Origin of the sequence: Pseudomonas sp. MNR3A, from assembly GCF_009650575.1 — a bacterium.
Taxonomy (GTDB): domain Bacteria; phylum Pseudomonadota; class Gammaproteobacteria; order Pseudomonadales; family Pseudomonadaceae; genus Aquipseudomonas; species Aquipseudomonas machongensis.
The window spans coordinates 33,521-53,105 of the sequence record NZ_VZZS01000010.1; the positions used below are offsets into that span (position 1 = coordinate 33,521).

Annotated in this window: 18 protein-coding genes; 9 read left to right on the plus strand and 9 right to left on the minus strand. The window is 64.0% G+C overall.

The window, feature by feature from the left end; all coding sequences use genetic code 11:
* The 4 genes from F6X62_RS09075 to F6X62_RS09090 all read right to left on the minus strand — a co-directional run bounded on the left by F6X62_RS09075 (window position 1) and on the right by F6X62_RS09090 (window position 3,373).
* Window positions 1–1,140 (minus strand): homoserine O-acetyltransferase, encoded by a 1,140-nt coding sequence (locus tag F6X62_RS09075; RefSeq protein ID WP_054891173.1) that lies wholly within the window; start codon window positions 1,138–1,140, stop codon window positions 1–3.
* Window positions 1,141–1,228: 88 nt separating this feature from the next.
* Entirely contained in the window at window positions 1,229–1,819 is a 591-nt protein-coding gene (locus F6X62_RS09080) for a YggT family protein (protein ID WP_054891174.1), read from the minus strand.
* Window positions 1,820–1,829: 10 nt separating this feature from the next.
* On the minus strand, window positions 1,830–2,648 hold the full coding sequence (proC, locus tag F6X62_RS09085) for a pyrroline-5-carboxylate reductase (protein WP_054891175.1): 819 nt from the start codon (window positions 2,646–2,648) through the stop codon (window positions 1,830–1,832).
* Between the two features lie 38 nt (window positions 2,649–2,686).
* A complete protein-coding gene (locus F6X62_RS09090; protein WP_063541619.1) occupies window positions 2,687–3,373 on the minus strand; it encodes a YggS family pyridoxal phosphate-dependent enzyme in 687 nt (228 codons plus the stop codon).
* A gap of 65 nt (window positions 3,374–3,438) precedes the next feature.
* On the opposite strand from F6X62_RS09090, the gene F6X62_RS09095 reads away from it, so the two are divergent.
* Window positions 3,439–4,440 (plus strand): type IV pilus twitching motility protein PilT, encoded by a 1,002-nt coding sequence (locus F6X62_RS09095; protein WP_153773281.1) that lies wholly within the window; start codon window positions 3,439–3,441, stop codon window positions 4,438–4,440.
* A gap of 56 nt (window positions 4,441–4,496) precedes the next feature.
* Here F6X62_RS09095 and F6X62_RS09100 read toward each other — a convergent pair whose 3' ends face one another.
* The gene (locus tag F6X62_RS09100; RefSeq protein WP_153773282.1) at window positions 4,497–5,129 is read right to left on the minus strand and encodes a C40 family peptidase; all 633 of its coding nucleotides are present in this window, start codon (window positions 5,127–5,129) and stop codon (window positions 4,497–4,499) included.
* A gap of 168 nt (window positions 5,130–5,297) precedes the next feature.
* On the opposite strand from F6X62_RS09100, the gene F6X62_RS09105 reads away from it, so the two are divergent.
* A complete protein-coding gene (locus F6X62_RS09105) occupies window positions 5,298–5,717 on the plus strand; it encodes a TM2 domain-containing protein (protein WP_065863958.1) in 420 nt (139 codons plus the stop codon).
* 47 nt (window positions 5,718–5,764) lie between these two features.
* Here the strand turns inward: F6X62_RS09105 and F6X62_RS09110 are convergent, their stop codons facing one another.
* The 3 genes from F6X62_RS09110 to F6X62_RS09120 form a co-directional block, all read right to left on the minus strand.
* On the minus strand, window positions 5,765–6,463 hold the full coding sequence (locus F6X62_RS09110; RefSeq protein WP_054891179.1) for an SPOR domain-containing protein: 699 nt from the start codon (window positions 6,461–6,463) through the stop codon (window positions 5,765–5,767).
* 1 nt (window position 6,464) lies between these two features.
* A complete protein-coding gene (argS, locus tag F6X62_RS09115) occupies window positions 6,465–8,201 on the minus strand; it encodes an arginine--tRNA ligase (protein WP_054891180.1) in 1,737 nt (578 codons plus the stop codon).
* Between the two features lie 132 nt (window positions 8,202–8,333).
* Window positions 8,334–10,553 (minus strand): primosomal protein N', encoded by a 2,220-nt coding sequence (locus tag F6X62_RS09120; RefSeq protein ID WP_112899420.1) that lies wholly within the window; start codon window positions 10,551–10,553, stop codon window positions 8,334–8,336.
* Window positions 10,554–10,720: 167 nt separating this feature from the next.
* Here F6X62_RS09120 and rpmE point away from each other — a divergent pair, with 167 nt between their 5' ends.
* The 3 genes from rpmE (at window position 10,721) to F6X62_RS09135 (ending at window position 13,210) form a co-directional block, all read left to right on the plus strand.
* The gene (gene rpmE / locus F6X62_RS09125; protein WP_054891182.1) at window positions 10,721–10,936 is read left to right on the plus strand and encodes a 50S ribosomal protein L31; all 216 of its coding nucleotides are present in this window, start codon (window positions 10,721–10,723) and stop codon (window positions 10,934–10,936) included.
* 2 nt (window positions 10,937–10,938) lie between these two features.
* A complete protein-coding gene (locus tag F6X62_RS09130; RefSeq protein ID WP_153773283.1) occupies window positions 10,939–11,766 on the plus strand; it encodes a thermonuclease family protein in 828 nt (275 codons plus the stop codon).
* Between the two features lie 175 nt (window positions 11,767–11,941).
* Complete coding sequence (locus F6X62_RS09135) at window positions 11,942–13,210, plus strand: malic enzyme-like NAD(P)-binding protein (RefSeq protein WP_054891184.1); 1,269 nt, start codon at window positions 11,942–11,944, stop codon at window positions 13,208–13,210.
* A gap of 128 nt (window positions 13,211–13,338) precedes the next feature.
* Here the strand turns inward: F6X62_RS09135 and F6X62_RS09140 are convergent, their stop codons facing one another.
* Window positions 13,339–15,789 (minus strand): penicillin-binding protein 1A, encoded by a 2,451-nt coding sequence (locus F6X62_RS09140; protein ID WP_371926279.1) that lies wholly within the window; start codon window positions 15,787–15,789, stop codon window positions 13,339–13,341.
* Between the two features lie 173 nt (window positions 15,790–15,962).
* On the opposite strand from F6X62_RS09140, the gene pilM reads away from it, so the two are divergent.
* The 4 genes from pilM to F6X62_RS09160 are packed head-to-tail and all read left to right on the plus strand — an operon-like array spanning window position 15,963 to window position 19,582.
* Window positions 15,963–16,847 carry a type IV pilus biogenesis protein PilM gene (gene pilM, locus F6X62_RS09145; protein ID WP_153773285.1) on the plus strand — a complete coding sequence of 295 codons (885 nt, stop codon included), beginning with the start codon at window positions 15,963–15,965 and terminating at the stop codon, window positions 16,845–16,847.
* Window positions 16,844–17,377 carry a PilN domain-containing protein gene (locus tag F6X62_RS09150; RefSeq protein WP_153773286.1) on the plus strand — a complete coding sequence of 178 codons (534 nt, stop codon included), beginning with the start codon at window positions 16,844–16,846 and terminating at the stop codon, window positions 17,375–17,377. The genes pilM and F6X62_RS09150 overlap by 4 nt, the downstream gene beginning before the upstream one ends.
* Window positions 17,378–17,379: 2 nt before the next feature.
* Window positions 17,380–18,390 carry a pilus assembly protein PilP gene (locus tag F6X62_RS09155; protein ID WP_153773287.1) on the plus strand — a complete coding sequence of 337 codons (1,011 nt, stop codon included), beginning with the start codon at window positions 17,380–17,382 and terminating at the stop codon, window positions 18,388–18,390.
* The gene (locus F6X62_RS09160; protein ID WP_153773325.1) at window positions 18,344–19,582 is read left to right on the plus strand and encodes a type IV pilus secretin PilQ; all 1,239 of its coding nucleotides are present in this window, start codon (window positions 18,344–18,346) and stop codon (window positions 19,580–19,582) included. The genes F6X62_RS09155 and F6X62_RS09160 overlap by 47 nt, the downstream gene beginning before the upstream one ends.
* The last annotated feature ends 3 nt before the right edge of the window (window positions 19,583–19,585 follow it).

The window sequence follows — 19,585 nt, forward strand, 5'->3', positions numbered from 1 at the left end:
TCAGAGGGTGATGCGGTTCATGTAGTTCGCGAAACCCTGCATGTAGCGCGGGGTCGGGATGAGGAAGGCGTCGTGGCCGTAGGGCGAGTCGATGTCCAGGTAGCAGACGTTCTTGCGCGCAGCCATCAGGGCATCGACGATCTCTCGCGAGCGTGCTGGCGAGAAGCGCCAGTCGGTGGTGAACGACATGATGCAGTAATGCGCGGTGACATGCGCCAGCGTGGCGGCCAGGTCGCCATCGTGGGCGGCGGCCGGGTCGAAGTAGTCCAGCGCCTTGGTCATCAGCAGGTAGGTGTTGGCATCGAAGCGCCCCGAAAACTCCTCGCCCTGGTAGCGCAGGTAGCTCTCGACCTGGAACTCGACGCTGTGGAAGTCGTAGTTGAGCTTGTCGCTCTTGAGCTCACGGCCGAATTTCTCGCCCATCGAGTCGTCGGACAGGTAGGTGATGTGCCCGACCATGCGCGCCAGCATCAGCCCGCGCTTGGGGATCACGCCCTGGTCCTGGAACGAACCGCCGTGGAACTCGGGGTCTGTGAGGATGGCCTGGCGTGCCACTTCGTTGAAGGCGATGTTCTGTGCCGACAGCTTGGGCGCCGAGGCGATGTCCACGCAGTGGCGCACGCGATCGGGGTAGGTGATGGTCCACTGCAGCGCCTGCATGCCGCCCAGGCTACCGCCGACGATGGCGGCCCAGGTCTGGATGCCGAGGCGATCGGCCAGGCGGGCCTGGCTGTGTACCCAGTCTTCCACGGTCAGGACCGGGAAGTCCGCGCCATAGGGCTTGCCGGTAGCCGGGTTGAGGCTGCTCGGGCCGGTGCTGCCATTGCAGCCGCCGAGGTTGTTCAGGCTGACCACGAAGAAGCGGTTGGTGTCGATCGGCTTGCCCGGGCCGATGCAACTGTCCCACCAGCCCGGCTTGCGGTCGGTGGCAGCGTGGTAGCCGGCGGCGTGGTGGTGACCGGACAGTGCGTGGCAGATCAGCACGGCATTGCTGGCGCTGGCGTTGAGCTGGCCATAGGTTTCGTAGATGAGTTCGTACGAGGCCAGCGCGCGGCCACAGGCCAGGGCCAGCGGTTCATCGAACCGGGCGATCTGGGGCGTTACCAGACCGACGGAATCTTCGGGAAAGACAGTGGACATCGACCCTGCTCACGCTTGACGGAAGCGTAAGTCTAAAGAGCGCTACCCCCAGCGGCAAGCAAAGGCTGCCGCTGGATGACGCGGTGGTTCAGATCATCCGCCACAGCTGTTCCGGCATGCCGGCATAGGCAGCCAGTTGTGGCATCAGGAACGACTGGATCACCTGGATGGCGATGAAGGCGAAGATCGGCGAAATGTCCATGCCGCCGAGGTTGGGCACCAGGCGGCGGAACGGCGCCAGCACTGGCTCGCTGATCTGGTAGGCCAGTTCGGCGGCGGGGTTGTGGCTGTTCGGCGCGACCCACGAGACGATCACCATGACGATCATCGCGACCCAGAAAATCTTCAGGAACAGCGAGGTGATGCCGAGAATCGCCCACATCAGCAGGTGCAGGATGTCGCCGAAGGTGCCGTAGGTGACCATCAGCACGAAGGCCATCAGCAGCGCCTGGATCACGATCGCCAGCAGCAGCGAAGAGGTGTCCAGGCCAGCGATGCTGGGAATGACCCGGCGGATTGGCTTGAGCAGCGGTTGGGTGGCGCGCACGGCGAACTGGCTCAGCGGGTTGTAGAAGTCGGCCTTGACCAGTTGCAGCACGAAGCGCAGCAGGACGATCACCAGGTACAGGCTGACCAGGGTTTGCACCACGAAGATCGCGGCGTCGGACAGTGCATTCATCGACAGCTCCTTATTTGCCCAATTGTTCGGCCAGCTCGGCGGAGCGCGTGGCCGCAGCCTGCAGCGCCTGCTCGACGATGGCCTCGAAACCGTTGGCCTGGAACGACTTGATCGCCGCTTCGGTCGTGCCGGCCGGCGAGGTGACGCGGCGGCGCAGTTCGGCGGCATCGACATCGCTGGCAACCGCCATGTGCGCGGCGCCCAGGGCAGTCTGCAGGGTCAGTTGCGAGGCGGTTTCACGCGGCAGGCCGAGCTTCTCGCCAGCAGCGGTCATGGCCTCGATCAGCAGGAAGAAATACGCCGGGCCGCTGCCGGAGACCGCGGTCACGGCGTCCAGCTGCTGCTCCTGTTCCAGCCACAGGGCGGTGCCGACCGCAGTCAGCAGTTGCTCTGCCTGCTGGCGTTGTTCGCCGGAGACCTGAGCGGTGGCGTACAAGCCGCTGGCACCTTGGCGCAGCAGCGATGGCGTGTTGGGCATGCAGCGCACCACCGGGATTTCGCCCAGCCAGCTCTGCAGGCTCTGGCAGGTGATGCCGGCAGCGATGGAGACCACCAGTTGGCCCGGCGCCAGGGTTGGTTTCAGGGTCTCGCACACGGCTTTCATGACCTGTGGCTTGACCGCCAGCACGATCACGTCCACGCCATCGATGGCCTGGGCGTTGCTTTCGAAGGTTTCGATGCCGTGCTCGGCCTTGATCCGGGCGCGGGTCTCGGCACCCGGGTCGCTGGCGCGGATCTGCGCGGCGTCCAGGCCCTGGGCGCGCAGGCCGCCGATCAGGCTGGCGGCCATGTTGCCGGCGCCGATGAAGGCAATACGAGTCTTGCTCATGTCAGGTCCTTGAAGGAGAGAGTGAGTAAAGCATGGAATCAGGGCTGGCCGTAGTCGCGGGCGCCGAACAGGGCGGTGCCGATACGGACCCAGGTCGCACCCTGGGCGATGGCCGCTTCCAGGTCGTGGCTCATGCCCATGGACAGCGTGTCCAGGCCAAGGCCCAGGTTTTCCTGTAACTGGCGCAGGCGGGCGAAGGCGGCCTCCTGGGTAGCGCGGTCGTCGCTGGGCTCGGGAATCGCCATAAGCCCGCGCAGACGCAGGTTGGGCAGTTCGGCCACGGCCTGGGCCAGTGCCGGCAGATCGGCCGGGGTGCAGCCGGATTTGCTGTCTTCGCCGCTGACGTTCACCTGCAGGCAGACGTTCAGCGCTGGCAGGCCGCTGGGGCGCTGCTCGCTCAGGCGTTGGGCGATTTTCAGGCGATCCACGCTGTGTACCCAGTCGAAGTGTTCGGCAATGGCCTTGGTCTTGTTCGACTGGATGGGGCCGATGAAGTGCCAGATCAAGGGCAGGTCGCGCAATTCATCTTGCTTGGCCAGGGCTTCCTGCAGGTAGTTCTCGCCGACGTCGCGTACGCCAGCGGCGTGGATTTCGCGAATGGCGGTGGCGGGCTTGGTCTTGCTCACGGCCAGCAGGTGTACGCTGGCGGTGTCGCGTCCAGCGGCTCGGGCCGCGTTGTCGATGCGTTCGCTGATAGCGCGAAGGTTGTCTGCTAGGGTGGACATGGATCGATGCCGGCAGCTCAGTGGTGTGCGGCATTCTACCTGCTTGATGGCCTTTGGGGAGTCTCATGGATGTGACCGACCTGTTGGCCCGAGCCGTGGCGGCGGGGGCTTCGGACCTGCACCTGGCTGCGGGCGAGGCGCCGCTGTGGCGCCTGGATGGCGAATTGCAGCGCCTGGCGTTGCCCGTGCTGCAAAGTGAAATGATCGAGCAAGGCATGGCGGCTTGGCTCGATGCGCCTCATTTGCACCAATGGCTGGCGGGTGACGAAATCGACCTGGCCCTTGATTTGCCTGGGCTTGGGCGTTTTCGTCTGAACCTGTACAGACAGTATCGAGGGCTGGCCGCGAGCTTGCGGCTGATACCTGCACAGGTGCCGACGGTCGAAGAACTCGACCTCACGGAAGTGTTTCGAGCCATTGCCGAGTGCCGTGATGGCCTGGTGCTGGTAGGTGGTCCGACCGGTAGTGGCAAGTCCAGCACACTGGCTGCGTTGATCGCGCAGCTTGATCGTGAGCGCTCAAACCACATCCTCACATTGGAAGATCCGGTCGAATTCGTGCACCGCGCCGAGCGCTGCCTGATCACCCAGCGCGAGATCGGCCGCCACAGTCGCGATTTTGCCCAGGGGTTGCGCAGTGCCCTGCGCCAGGATCCGGATGTGATCATGATCGGGGAATTGCGTGACCTGGAGACCATTCGCCTGGCGCTGCGAGCGGCGCAGACCGGGCATCTGGTGCTGGCCACGGTGCATACGCGAACAGCGGCGAGCAGCATCGATCGCCTGGTGGACGTGTTCGCCGCCGAAGAGAAGCCGCTGGTGCGCGCCATGTTGGCCGAGTCGTTGCGTCTGGTGGTGGCGCAGGTGCTGGTGCGTCGGGTGGGTGGTGGCCGGGTGGCGGCGCGGGAGGTATTGGTGGCGACGCCAGCGGTGCGCAACCTGATTCGCGAAGGGCGGATGGCGCAGTTGCAGTCGGTGATGCAGACCGGCACGGCGCAGGGGATGGTGACGATGGAAGGGGCGATGCAGGCGTTGATGAAGCGGGGAGTGATCGACGGGGCAGGGTGAAACTGCTGGCCTCTTCGTGGGTTTGCCCGCGAAGAAGCCAGAGAGAGAAACCTACCTCAACGCTTGGCCAGCCGCAGCGCCTCCTGCTCCTTGGGCAGCACGCGCTTGGCAACCACATAATGCTTCTGCCAGTACGGCTTCTCGAGGCTGTCGATGCTCACCCGCTTGCCGGTGCGCGGCGCGTGGATGAAGCGGTCGTTGCCAAGGTAGATGGCAACGTGATTGACCCGACGGCTCTTGATGTTGAAGAAGATCAGGTCGCCGGGCTTGAGGTCATCCCGCGCCACTTTCACGCCATGCCCTTGGGCCATGGCGTTCGAGGTGCGTGGCAGATCGATGTCGGCGACATCGTTGAAGGCGTACTTGACCAGGCCGCTGCAGTCGAAGCCCTTGCCAGGCGTGCTACCGCCCCAGCGGTAGGGGGTGCCGAGCACGTTGACGGCGCGGCTGAGTACTTCGCTGCTCTGCTTGGGCGACATCGCCGCCACTTTCAGCGCGTGGTTCTTCGCGGCATTTGCCGGACGCGCACGCAGGCTGACCTGCTTGGCGGGGGTGCGTTTCACGGAAACATCGGCGTTGGAGGTGTAGCCAGTGAATCCGTTGGGGAGTCGTTGCTCACGGTTGGTGGCGTGGGCGGCCAGGGGTAACAATAGGCAGAGGGTCAGCCATGTCTTGAAGAAAGGCGGCATAGTTGAAGCTCTTTATGGATGTTTATAGATGTTGGCGCGCAACTTTATAACAGCTTTTTGATCAAAATCTGATCCGTTGGTCGTGTGGCTGGGTACCATACGTCGGGGCAAAACGAAAAAGTCACATTTTTCGTTAGAAAATTTTCGGCTATCCCACGAGGGTTTTGAATGAATACGTATCAACAGGGTGCGCCGCTTCATGACACGCACAGCAAGGTCATCGGGTACCTGCTGTGGATCTTCGGCTTCACCGGCTCGCACCGTTTCTACTACGGCAAGCCGATCACCGGGACGATCTGGTTCTGCACGCTGGGCTTGCTGGGTATCGGCTGGCTGATCGACCTGTTCCTGATCCCGTCCATGGACCGCGAGGCTGACCTGCGGTTCCAGCCAGGGCCGGTGAACTACAGCGTGGCGTGGGTGCTGCTGACGTTCCTGGGTATTTTCGGCATTCACAGGCTTTACCAGGGCAAGTGGATCAGCGCACTGATCTACCTGTTCACCGGCGGCCTGTTCCTGATTGGCGTGCTGTATGACTTCTGGACCCTCAACACCCAGGTTTCCGAGGTCAATGGCAAGCAGCGCTGACTCCCTCAGAAAAAAGGCCTTGTCGCAGTGCGGCAAGGCCTTTTTCGTTACTGGCGGGTCTGTCGCTGCTGCAGCAGCAGGTTGCTGAAACCTGCTCCAGCCAGCTGCTTCTGTGCCACGGTCAGTTGTTCACGGTTGCTGAACGGACCGACCAGTACGCGGTACCAGGTTTCTTCCTTCACCGTCCCCGATTCCACCTTGACCACCTGGCCGAGCAGGATGATCTGCGCACGTACCTTGTCGGCATCGGCTTCCTTGCGGAACGAACCGGCCTGGAGGAAGAACTGCGTGGTCGCTGCAGGCTTGATCACTGGTGGAGCCGGTGGCGGCGTCTGCCCCGACAGCGCAGCCTGGGCTCGGGCCGTGTCGATCTTCGCGGCTTCGGCAGGAGTGACCGGCGTGACCGGCTGGGCCGGCACGGGCGGCGTCTTCTCCGGCACCGCTTCAGGCGGCACGATCACTTCCGACTCTGGCAGCAGGGTGTAGAAGTCGTACTTGGGCTTGATCGGCTGCGGCGTGGTCGGCGTGCTGCCTTTGGCCGCCTCGGCGACCTTGGCGGGCTTCTGCTGTTCAGGCTTGGCACGCTTGATGTCATCGCCGCCGGGCTCGAGCTTCATCAGGAAAACGATGAATGCGCCTACGGTCAGGCCGACCGCCAGCCAAACCCAACCCGGGATCGGCTGTTTGGCGGGTGGCTGGTGACGGCTGGCGCCGCGCTTGGGCGCGGGTTTTTTCTTGGCAGCCAACTTACATGCGCTCCAGGGTTTCCAGGCCGAGCAGTTCCAGGCCCTGCTTGAGAGTACGGCCGGTCAGCGCGGCGAGACGCAGGCGGCTCTGCTGCTGTTCGACGGTTTCGGCGGTGAGGATCGGGCAGTTCTCGTAGAAGCTGGAGAACAGGCCGGCCAGGTCGTAGAGGTAGCTGCACAGCACGTGTGGGGTGCCTTTTTCGGCGACGTTGTTCAGCGTTTCGCCGAACTGTGCCAGGCGAGCCGCCAGGTCCTGCTCGTGGGCAGCCTGCAGCACGATGTCGCCCTCGACTTCGTCGAAGCCCTTGCCCAGCTTGCGGAACACGCCGGCCACGCGGGTATAGGCGTAAAGCAGGTAGGGCGCGGTGTTGCCTTCGAAGTTGAGCATCAGTTCGAAGTTGAAGCTGTAGTCGCTGGTACGGTGCTTGGACAGGTCGGCGTACTTCACCGCGCCGATCCCGACCACTTCACCGATGTGGCGCAGTTCGTCCTCGGCCAGGCTCGGGTTCTTTTCCTTGACCAGCGCGTAGGCGCGCTCCTTGGCTTCGCTCAGCAGGTCGATCAGCTTCACGGTGCCGCCGTCGCGGGTCTTGAACGGACGGCCATCGGCGCCGTTCATGGTGCCGAAGCCCATGTGCTCCATTTTCATCGGGTGCCCGACGAAGCCGGCGCGGCGAGCCACTTCGAACACCTGGTTGAAGTGCAGCGCCTGGCGCTGGTCGACGAAGTACAAGGCGCGATCGGCCTTGAGCACATTGCTGCGGTAGCGCACCGCAGCCAGGTCGGTGGTGGCGTAGAGATAGCCGCCGTCGGCCTTTTGCACGATCACCGGCAGTGGCTCGCCTTCGGTGTTCTTGAACTCTTCCAGGAACACGCACTGCGCACCCTGGCTTTCGACCAGCAGACCCTTGGCCTTGAGGTCGGCGACCACGTTGGCGAGGTCGGCGTTGTAGGCACTTTCGCCCATCACGTCGGCCATGGTCAGCTTGACGTTGAGCAGTTCGTAGGTCTTCTGGCAGTGCGACAGCGAGATATCCTTGAAGCGCGTCCACAGCGCCATGCACTCGGGGTCGCCGGCTTGCAGCTTGACCACCAGGCCACGGGCGCGGTTGGCGAAGTCTTCCGATTCGTCGAAGCGCTTCTTCGCCGCGCGGTAGAAGTTTTCCAGGTCCGACAGCTCGTCGCTGGTGATGGGGTTTTCTTCCAGGTAGGCCAGCAGCATGCCGAACTGGGTGCCCCAGTCGCCCACGTGGTTCTGGCGGATCACCTCGTCGCCGAGGAATTCCAGCACGCGCGCGACGCTGTCGCCGATGATGGTCGAGCGCAGGTGGCCGACATGCATCTCCTTGGCCAGGTTTGGCGCCGACATGTCGATGACCACTTTTTCCGCTGCGCCGGCCTTGCGCACGCCCAGGTGGGCATCTGCAAGTGCCGCCTCCAGGCGGTTGGCCAGGGCGTCGGTGTTCTGGAAGAAGTTGAGGAAGCCGGGGCCGGCGATCTCGACCTTGCTGATGTCGGCGCTGGCAGGCAGGGCGGCGATCAGCTTGTCGGCCAGGTCGCGCGGCTTCATGCCTGCCGGCTTGGCCAGCATCATGGCGATGTTGCTGGCGAAGTCGCCGTGGGTCTTGTCGCGGGCGTTTTCCACCTGGATCGCCGGCGTCAGGCCTTCAGGCAACACACCTTCGTTGACGAGTTGGGTGAGGGCTTGCTGGATCAGCTGGCGAATGGTGTCTTTCATCGGGTTCTCTTTTCGACCGCAAGCGCGGTGCAGCGCTTCGATGCGCAGGTGGAAAAACGGAACATTATCCGTGGCCGGGGCTTGATTGCCAACCTTTACGGCTCGCGCAGGATTGCGCTGGCTTTCATGGATTCAGTAGAGATCGACCGGGTCCACATCCAGCGACCAGCGCACCTGCCGTCCCGACGGCATCTGTTCCAACACTAGCAACCAGCTACTGATCAGTCGATGCAGCGGCGCCCGGGCATTGGCCTGGATCAACAGCTGCGCGCGGAAGCGGCCGGCACGGCGCTCCATGGGGGCAGGTACCGGGCCGAGCAGCTCGATGCCGCTCAAGCCCTGCTCTGCCAGCACACCTTCGGCGGCGGCGCAGGCTTCGTCGAGAAAGGCTTCCGCCTGCCCTGGCTTGTGCGCTTCGGCGCGCAACAGGGCCAGGTGCGAGAAGGGCGGCAGACCGGCGGCGCGCCGCTCGCTCAGGGCTTGCTCGGCGAAGGCGAAATAGCCTTGCTCGGTCAGTTGCACCAGCAGTGGATGCTCGGCCAGGTGGGTCTGCACGATCACCTTTCCAGGCTCCTCGGCCCGCCCGGCGCGGCCTGCGACCTGGACGATCAGCTGCGCCATTCGCTCGCTGGCGCGGAAATCACCCGAGAACAGTCCGCCATCGGCATCGAGAATGGCCACGAGGGTTACCCGCGGGAAGTGATGCCCCTTGGCCAGCATCTGGGTGCCGACCAGAATGCTCGGCTGGCCGCGCTGGATGGTGGTGAACAGGTGGTGCATGGCGTCCTTGCGCGACGTGCTGTCGCGGTCCACGCGCAGGACGGGGTAATCGGGGAACAGGGTCTTCAGGCGCTCTTCGGCGCGCTCGGTTCCGGCGCCGACCGGGCGCAGGTCGACGTGGGCGCACTGCGGGCATTGCAGGGGCAGGCGTTCGTCGTAACCACAGTGGTGACAGCGCAGTACGCCTGAGCGCTGATGCACGGTCATGCGTGCATCGCAGCGTGGACACTCCGACAGCCAGCCGCAGTCGTGACACAGCAGCGTCGGGGCGAAGCCGCGGCGGTTGAGGAACACCAGCACTTGCTGACCGGCTGCCAGGGTCTGGCCGATCGCCTGCTGCAGTGGGCCACTGATGCCGCTGTCCAGCGGCAGGCTGCGTACATCCAGGCGCATGAAGCGCGGCGGGCGGGCGCCGCCGGCGCGCTGGTTCATGCGCAGCAGGCCGTAGCGCCCGCTGTGGGCGTTGTGCAGGCTTTCCAGCGAAGGTGTCGCCGAGCCCAGCAGGATCGGGATGTTCTCCTGGTGCGCGCGGACCACGGCGAGGTCGCGGGCGTGATAGCGCAGCCCTTCCTGTTGTTTGTAGGAGCCGTCGTGTTCTTCGTCGATGATGATCAGGCCCGGGTTCTTCATGGGCGTGAACAGTGCCGAACGTGTGCCGATGATGATGTCGGCCTCGCCATCGCGGGCAGCGAGCCAGGCATCCAGACGCTCGCGGTCGTTGACGGCCGAGTGCAGCAGGGCGATGCGGGCATTGAAGCGCTGCTCGAAGCGTGCCAGGGTCTGCGGGCCGAGGTTGATCTCGGGGATCAGGATCAGTGCCTGCTTCCCGGCCTCCAGGGTTTCGCGAATCAGCTGCAGGTAGACCTCGGTCTTGCCGCTGCCGGTGACACCGGCCAGCAGGAAGGCGTGGAAGCTGCCGAAGCCTGCGCGCACGGCCTGGAAGGCAGCGCTCTGCTCCTCGTTGAGCGGCAGTTCCGGCTGGGCCAGCCAGCGGTCATGGCGTGGCGCCGGCAGGTGCCGGCGCACCTCGACCTGCACCAGTTCCTTGGCCAGCAGCAGGTCGAGGCTATCTTTGTTCAGCCCGAGTTTGGCCAGCACGCTGTGGGCTACGCCATGAGGGTGCTGGGCGAGGGTCTGCAAGGCCTCTTTCTGGCGCGGTGCCCGGGCGATACGTGGGTCGTCCAGGCGCGCGCCGGGGGTCGCATGCCAGAAACGCTCCTGGCGCACTTCGGCTGCTTCGCCCTGACGCAGCAACACCGGCAGTGCCCAGCTCAGGGTGTCGCCCAGGCTGTGCTGATAGTAGTGGGCGGTCCACAGGCACAGCTTGAACAGTGCCGGAGGCAGCGGCGAGACCGGGTCGAGCAGCATGCTCGCTGGCTTGAGCTTGTCGGCGGGGACTTCGCTCTGCTCGCAGACCTCCACCAGCACGCCGATCATCTCGCGACGGCCGAACGGTACGCGGATGCGCATGCCGGGTGTCAGTTGCTGGCGTGCCATGGCGGCCGGGGCCCGGTAGTCGAACAAGCGACGCAGGGGCGAGGGCAGGGCAAGGCGCAGGATGACGTCGGACACGCGGCAGGTCTTCGTAGCTGGTCGGGAATCGCACGAGCCTAGCAGACGACGGCCGGTGCAAGCGACAACTTGCGCTGGCCTGACGGTCTGGTATTATTCGCCGCCTAATTACGTGCGGTATTCAACAATTGGTGTTGGGTGGCGGCACGCAGCTCGAGGAAGTGACCATGAAAGCCGATATTCATCCGAACTACGAAGCAGTTGCTGTCACCTGCAGCTGCGGCAACAAATTCGAAACCCGTTCGACCCTGGGCAACACCCTGGCGATCGACGTTTGCAACCTCTGCCACCCGTTCTACACCGGTAAGCAGAAAGTCCTGGACACCGGTGGTCGCGTACAGAAGTTCGCCGATCGCTTCGGTATGTTCGGTACCAAGAAGTAATCATGCGCACGGCGAGCCCTTCGGGTTTCGCATTGCTGCAAAAGAAGGCGCCCCTCGTGGGCGCCTTTTTTGTGGGCGCAATCTGGCATGTTCCCGCGCAGGCCTTCTGCCCGGTGCCCGAGGCCGTGCAGCCAGTGACGGTGCGTCAGGTCGTCGATGGCGATACCGTGCGTCTGGGGGATGGCCGCAGCGTGCGGCTGATTGGTATCAATGCGCCCGAGATCGGGCGCAAAGGTCGCACCAGCGAGCCCTATGCCGAGGCGGCCAGGCGGCGGCTGGAGGCACTGGTGCAGGCCAGTGATGGCCGGGTGGGGCTGGTGCCGGGTGTGGAACCCAGGGACAAGTACGGGCGCACCTTGGCGCACATCTATGGCCGCAATGGCGACAATCTTGAGGCACGGTTGCTCAGTGAAGGCTTGGCCTATCGCGTTGCGGTGGCACCCAACGTGCGTCTGGTTGGTTGCCAGCAACAGGCCGAACAGGCCGCACGCACAGGTAGGCTCGGGCTCTGGCGGCAGTCGCCGGTCATCGCAGCGGGGCGCCTGAGGCAATCCGGGTTCGCTGTGATCGGCGGCAGGGTGAGCGCGATCGATCGCAATCGAGGAGGCGTCTGGCTGGAGCTTGACGAGGCTGTGGTGCTGCAGGTTCCCGCTCGTCTGCAACGCGCCTTCCCCGACGGTTTCTTCGATAATCTCAAGGGGCGTCAGGTCGAGGCGCGCGGCTGGGTGCTGGACCGTTCCCGCAAGGGCGGGCTCAAGCCTGGGCAGCGACGCTGGCTGTTGCCGCTGAGCGATCCGAGCATGTTGGAGCAGGTTTCGGTGAAAAAATAGTTGTAGACATTATTGGTTTGGATTGTACACACTCAAGGCCGTAAGCCCCGCGGGTTGTAGCGTAAAGTCGTAGGCCAAGGGCCTTGACACATGTGACCGGGCAGTCTTGTCGCCTCCCGGCTCTTTGCGTATCCTCGGCGGTCCGTCAGAACAGTAAACAAGCGGAATGCCCACCATGTCAGACTTGAAAACCGCCGCTCTCGAATATCACGCTCAACCTCGCCCGGGGAAACTGAGCGTCGAACTCTCCAAGCCAACCGCCACCGCCCGTGACCTTGCCCTGGCCTACAGCCCAGGCGTCGCCGAGCCGGTACGCGAAATTGGCCGTGATCCAGAGCTGGCCTACAAATACACCGGCAAGGGTAACCTGGTCGCTGTGATCTCCGACGGTACCGCCATCCTCGGCCTGGGTGACCTCGGCCCGCTGGCCTCCAAGCCAGTCATGGAAGGCAAGGGTGTTCTGTTCAAGCGTTTCGCCGGTATCGACGTGTTCGACATCGAAGTCGAGTCGGAAAGCCCACAGGCCTTCATCGACACCGTTCGCCGCATCTCCATCACCTTCGGTGGCATCAACCTCGAAGACATCAAGGCACCTGAGTGCTTCGAGATCGAGCGTACCCTGATCGAACAGTGCGACATTCCGGTCTTCCACGATGACCAGCACGGCACCGCCATCGTGACGGCCGCCGGCATGATCAACGCCCTGGAAATCGCAGGCAAGAAGCTCGAAGACGCCAAGATCGTCTGCCTGGGTGCCGGCGCTGCCGCCATCTCCTGCATGAAGCTGTTGGTCAGCATGGGCGCCAAGGTCGAGAACATCTATATGATCGACCGCAGCGGCGTCATCCACGCTGGCCGCGACGACCTGAACCAGTACAAGGCGCAGTTCGCTCACGCCACCGACAAGCGCACCCTGGCTGATGCGCTGGAAGGCGCTGACGTGTTCGTTGGCCTGTCCGGCCCGAACCTGCTGAGCCCGGAAGGCCTGAAGTCGATGGCTGCCAACCCGATCGTGTTCGCCTGCTCGAACCCGGATCCGGAAATCGCTCCAGAGCTGGCCCACGCCACCCGCAGCGATGTGATAATGGCCACCGGTCGTTCCGACTACCCGAACCAGGTCAACAACGTTCTGGGCTTCCCCTTCATCTTCCGTGGTGCCCTGGACGTTCGCGCCAAGCGCATCAACGAAGAGATGAAGATTGCCGCCGCTATCGCCCTGAAAGACCTGGCCAAGCTGCCGGTTCCGAAGGAAGTGTGCGAGGCCTACGGTGTTGAAGGTCTGGAGTTCGGCCGTGAGTACATCATTCCGAAGCCGCTGGACGCTCGCCTGATCACCGTCGTTTCCGATGCCGTGGCCAAGGCCGCCATCGAATCCGGTGTGGCGACCCTGCCGTATCCGAAGCACTACCCGCTCAAGAGCGTGGATGACGTGTTCAACGGCTGATCCGTTGTAGCGACATGAAAAAGCCCCGGCTCGCAAGAGTCGGGGCTTTTTGTTGGCCGTTGCTCTACAGATGACCGCTCCACCTGTAGAAGCGACACAAGGCCGCTGCTACAGGATCAGATCGCTACTCAGAACAGATCCATCGGCGCCGCCTCATCGGCCGGCAGCGGGCTGCCTGGTGCTGAGCCGTTGCCCAGCTCGTCTACCGATGGTGGTGAATCCTCGGCCTTGAACAGCTCGAAGTAGGCGTTCGGCGTGCTTGGCGTCGCCGCGCGACCGCTGACCGGATCCACGCGCAGGCTGAGGATGCCCTCTGGCTCTGCCGGTGCGTGTTCAGGCTTGCCCTTGAGTGCCGGGCCCATGAAGTCCATCCAGATCGGCAGTGCAACGGTGCCGCCATATTCTCGGCGACCAAGTGTTTCAGGCTGGTCGAAACCGACCCAGACTGTGGTCACGTAGTCGGCGTTGTAGCCGGAGAACCAGGCATCCTTGGATTCGTTGGTGGTACCGGTCTTGCCCGCGATGTCGCTGCGGCCCAGGGCCAGGGCGCGACGGCCAGTACCACGCTTGATCACATCCTGCAGCATGCTGGTCAGGATGTAGGTGGTACGGCCATCGACGATGCGCTCGGCAATGGCCGGCGTTTGCGGCGGCGGGGCGATCTGGCCCAGTGCCGAAGGTGCGGTGCCCGGTTGTGGGAGCGTGGTGATCGGCTCTTCGGGCGCGGCGATTCCGGCCTGGTCCTGATTGCCCTGGGGAACGCGCGCCGGGTTGGCGGTGAACAGGGTTTCGCCGTTGCGGCTTTCGACGCGCTCGATCAGGTAGGGGTTGATCTTGTACCCGCCGTTGGCAAAGGTGCTCCAGCCGGTGGCGATTTCCATCGGGGTGAGCGTTGCGGTACCCAGTGCCAGCGACAGGTTGCGCGGCAGGTCCTGCTTGTTGAAGCCGAACTTGGCAATGTAGTCGATGGTGCGGTCGACCCCCATCGCCTGGAGCAGGCGGATCGAGACCAGGTTGCGCGACTTGTACAGCGCCTCACGCATGCGGATCGGACCGAGGAAGGTGTTGGTGTCGTTTTTCGGACGCCAGACCTTGTCGAGGTATTCGTCGACGAACACGATCGGTGCGTCGTTGACCAGGCTGGCGGCGGTGTAGCCGTTGTCCAGTGCGGCGCTATAGACGAAGGGCTTGAAGCTGGAGCCTGGCTGGCGTTTGGCCTGCATGGCGCGGTTGTAGTTGCTCTGCTCGAACGAGAATCCACCGACCAGGGCGCGGATTGCGCCGCTGTTCGGATCAAGCGTGACCAGTGCGCTCTGGGCGCTCGGCACCTGGCTGAACTTGAGCTTGCCGTCGTCCAGGCGTTGCAGGCGCACCAGGTCGCCGATCTGCGCGACATCGGCCGGCGACTGAGGCGCGCGCCCCTGGGCATTGCTGTTGATGAACGGACGGGCCCACTTCATGGTGTCCCAGGCCACGTCTTCGTCCTGGCCGCCGCGCGTCATGACTTTCAGGCCGGTCTTGTCCACCTGGGTGACGATGGCCGGTTCCAGGCCGCCGAGGGTGCGTTGCTTGCCCAGTTCCTGCTGCCAGGCGGTGCGGGTCTTGCCCGGGAAGCGCGCTTCGGGGCCGCGGTAGCCATGGCGCTCGTCGTATTGGGAGAGGCCGTTGAGAACTGCCTTGTTCGCGATCTCCTGCGTGTCGCTGGGCACGGTCGTGGTGACCCGGAAACCTTCGGTATAGGCATCGCTGCCGTAGCGTCCGACCATCTCGGCGCGGGCCATTTCGGCGACGAATGGCGCATTCACCTCAGGTGTCGGTACGTGATAGCTGGCGTTCAGCGGCTCGGCGAGGGCGGCCTGGTAGCTTGCCTCATCGATCTTGCCGAGCTTGTACATGCGGCCGAGGATCCAGTCGCGGCGCTCCTTGGCGCGCACCGGGTTGGCCAGCGGATTGAAGCGCGAAGGGGCTTTGGGCAGGCCGGCGATCATCGCCATCTGCGCCAGGCTGACATCACGGATCGACTTGCCGTAGTACACCTGCGCGGCGGCATCGATGCCGTAGGCGCGGTTGCCCAGGTAGATCTTGTTGACGTACAGCTCGAGGATCTCGTCCTTGGTCAGCTCACGTTCGATCTGCAGCGCCAGGAGGATCTCGTTGGTCTTGCGCGAGAAGCTGCGCTCGCTGGTGAGGAAGAAGTTCTTCGCCACCTGCATGGTGATGGTGCTGCCGCCGGTCTGGATATGACCAGACTTCACAAGTTGGGTCGCAGCGCGCATCAGGCTGCTCGGGTCGACCCCGTAGTGATTGAGGAAATTGTCGTCTTCGGCTGACAGAAGCGCCTGGATGAACTGTGGGGGAATTTCCGCAAAACGGATTGGCGAGCGGCGCATTTCGCCAAACTCGGCAATCAGTTTGCCGTCGCTGCTGTACACCCTCAGGGGGATCTGCAACTGGATGCTTCTGAGCGAGTCGACCGAAGGCAGGCTGGGACTAAGATACAGAAACGCACCACTCAGACCGAGCACGAGCGCGCAGATGACGGCGACGAAAGACCACCAGAAGAACTTCAGCAGACGTATCAAGGCTTTTGGGTGTCCAGGTTGAGAAGTGGAGTGCACGCAGGCCCGGCGGACGGGAAAAAACGCTGGGCATTATAAGCATTTTCGCCCCGCCGGGTCATCGGTCGGTCGGGGCAATGGGCGCAATCGCCCCGGATGGCAAGGGTTTGCCACGGTCATGATAAGGAGCAGCGATGCTTGGACGCTTTGGCAGGGATGCCGGTTCAGTATTGGGGGTGGAAATTGCCTCCGATTCCGTGAGGATTCTTGAGTTGCAGCGGCGACGAGGGCGCCATGAGGTGGCTGCCTGGGTGGTCGAGCCAATCCGGGGGGCTTTGCGGGGTGGTGGCGATACCGAAGTGCAGGCCATGGCCCTGCGTCAGGCGTGGCGCCGTTGTGGCAGCCGGTCTCGACGGGTTGCGTTGGCGGTGCCGGGCTCGCAGGTGATCTGCAAGGTGGGCCAGTTGCCCGCCGCACTGGCGGAGCCTGAACGAGAAGCGCATCTGCTTGCCGATGCCGAGCGCCTTTTCCCTTTCCCGATTGACGATCTGGCCCTGGACTTTCAGGTGCTGGGCATTTCCCAGCAGGCACCCCACATGCTCGATGTGCTGGTCGGGGCCGCTCGCCAGAGCGTCCTGGCGCCGCGGTTGCAGCCGTTCGAGGCGGCAGGCCTGGAGGTGGTTGCCGTCGAGGTGGACAGTCTGGCGCTGCGTCGCTTGCAGGCCACCGACAGCTGCCGGCCGCTGCTGCAGGTCGAGGCCGACAGCCTGACCCTGCATGTCTGGCCCGATGGACCCCTGCCTTGGCGAAAGGCGCAGAGGATCGAGCTTGGCGTGGGTCCGACCGAGTTTCTGGCGCATCTCGAGAGCTTGCTGGAGGGGGATCCTCCGTTCGAGCTGAGCGCAGGGTTGATGGTCGGCGGCGGGGCGGCGACGGACGCTTGCGTGCGGTCGCTGGCGCGGCATTTCGGATTCCCCTGTGAGCGGGTTTGTCCGCAGGGTGTTCATGCGGCTTCGCTGCCAGACCGCTGCGGCGCCATGGTCCTGCCCCTCGGCCTCGCCCTGGGAGGTACGCAATGAGCCTGCGCCTGAACCTGCTGCCATGGCGTGAGCGCCAGCGTCTGGTGGAGCTGCGCAACTTCAGACTGGTGTTTCTGGGCAGTCTGTTCGCAGCGTTTGTCGTGGTCATGCTGGTTGATCGGTTCGCCCATCTGCGCCTGAAGCAGCAAGCCGCTGCCGGTTTGCAGCGTCAGCAACAGCTCCGGTTGCTGGATGGGCAAGTAGCACGCCTCGAGCAACTGCGTGAGGCGCGCGCGGGCCTGGGTAGGCAGGTCGATGCGCTCGGTGCGCTGCGCTCCTCGCAGCAAGGAGTACCGCAGCTGTTGATCGAGATCGAACTGGCGATGCCGCATGGGATGCAACTGACCCGCCTGGACGTGCAGGACGACCGGCTGCAGATCAATGGCCTAGCGGTTTCTCCTGCGGTGCTGGCCCAGTTCATGCGCGACCTGCAGCGCTCGCCGATACTCCTGGACCTTGAACTCAAGCACGTCTTGGCGCGGGCCGGTGGCGATGCGTTCTCACTCGTGGCCCGGGTGGTGGCCTCCTGAACATGCGTATCGCTGAGATGCTCGTCTGGCACGAGATGGCGGGGCGCTCGCGTATGTACAGGGGCGCGGTTGTAGTCATTGGTGTGTCGCTGGTGCTTGCCTGCGGCTATCAGTTCCGTCTGCAGGAGGTGCGCGCAGCCTATCGTCAAGGCGTGGCGAGCGAAGTCGAGCAGCGGAAGCTGTTGCAGGCGCGGGAGCAACAGGTTCTGGCGCTGGATGACGCCGAGGTGGCGCTGGCGAGCGAGGCGAAGCGGCTGCGGGATGCGCGTTGGCGATTGTCGGGCGGCGAGGGCATGAGCGATCTGCTCGACCAGTTGGCCGTGTCGGGGCGCACCTACGGCCTGGTCTTCGAGCGCCTCGACGTGGAGGAGGACGTCGAGGGGCCGGGTTACCGCCAGGTGCCCTTGCAGATGCAGGTGAGTGGGCGCTATGCCGCCCTGCGACCCTGGCTGGACGAGTGGCTGGGCCAGTTGCGCCTGCTGCGGGTGATCCGTTTGCAGTTGGAGCCTGCAACAGAACGGCCGGGGTTGCTGCAGCTTCATGTGTGGGTGCAGGCATTTCATGCCGGCGAGGCGCTGCCAATGCCGGCTTCGCTGGCCGATGAGCCCGCTCGGCCCATCGGTCGGACGCCCGCGCTGGACCCATTTGCAGCCTGGTCGTCGCGTCGGCATACGGAGGGGTTGGCGGGGGTGCCACTGGAGCAGTTGGAGATGGTGGGCAGCCTGTCCCGCGCGGGGCAATCCCAGGCGCTGGTGCGCTGGGCCGGGCGTGTTTACCGGGTTGCCAAGGGGGAGCGCCTGGGGCGTGAAGAGGGTGAAGTCATAAAGGTCGACCAGGATCAGGTCGAGATCAGGGAGCGGCTGTTCAACGGTGGCGAGTGGCAAGAGCGCTCAAGCTACCTGACGTTGAGCCGGCCCGCAGGCGCAAGGAGCGAACGTGAAAAGACTGCTGATCGGCGTCGTGGCGATGCTGCTGACGCTACGGGCAATGGCGGAGCCCCTGTACAAAGGTGAGCCGCTTTCGCTGAATTTCCAGGACGTCGAGGTTCGTGCAGTGCTGCAGGTGCTCGCCGATTATACCGGCATCAACCTGGTGGCCAGTGACACGGTTCAGGGCAATATCACCCTGCGGCTGCACGAAGTGCCCTGGGATCAGGCATTGGAGCTGGTGTTGCGCAGCCGCGGGCTGGCCAAGCGTGAGGAGGGCAATGTGCTGTTGGTCGCCCCCGCCGCAGAGCTCGCCGAGCAGTCGCGCGAGGCGCGCGTCGACCAGGCGCTCGAGGCGCAGTTGCAGCCGCTGCATCGGGAGTTGCTGCCGATTCATCATGCCGATGCGTCCGACCTGGCGAAACTATTGTTGGAGAGCCTCGCGGATGACGAACCTGCGGCAGGGCGCGGCAGTTTGAGCGTGGATTCGCGGACCAACACCCTGATCGCCACCCAGTCGGCCGCGCGCCTGGCTGAGTTGCGGCAACTGGTTGCGGATCTGGATGTGCCGGTGCGCCAGGTGATGATCGAGGCCCGGATCGTCGAGGCCAACGTCGATTACGAGAATGTGCTCGGCATTCGCTGGGGTGCAAAGCTGGGCGGTATGCCAGCGCGGTCAGGCAGTGAGCTGTTTGTCGATCTTGGCGCGCAGGGGGCGACCTCTGGCGTGGGCGTAGGGGTGGTGCGCGGCGATGTGCTGCTTGATCTGGAGCTCAGTGCCATGGAGAAAAGCGGCAATGGCGAGGTCATCTCCCAGCCCAAGGTGGTCACTGCCGACAAGGAAACCGCGCGTATTCTCAAGGGCACCGAAGTGCCGTACCAGCAGTCGAGCAAGAGCGGCGCCACCTCGGTGGCTTTCCGCGAGGCATCGCTGTCACTGGAGGTCACGCCGCAGATCACCCCGGATGGCAAGGTCATCATGGCGGTGCGGGTGACCAAGGACGAGCCAGACTACGTCAATGCCCTCAACGACGTGCCACCGATCCGCAAGAACGAGGTCAATGCCAAGGTGCGCGTGGCCGATGGCGAGACGATTGTGATTGGTGGCGTGTACTCGACGTCGCATAACAATGGAGTGGACAAGGTGCCATTTCTTGGCGATCTGCCGTATGTTGGACGGCTGTTTCGACGCGATGTATTACAAGAGAAAAAATCTGAGCTGCTGGTCTTCCTGACTCCGCGTATCATGAGTGACCGGGCGATTGCTGTGAGTCGTTGATTC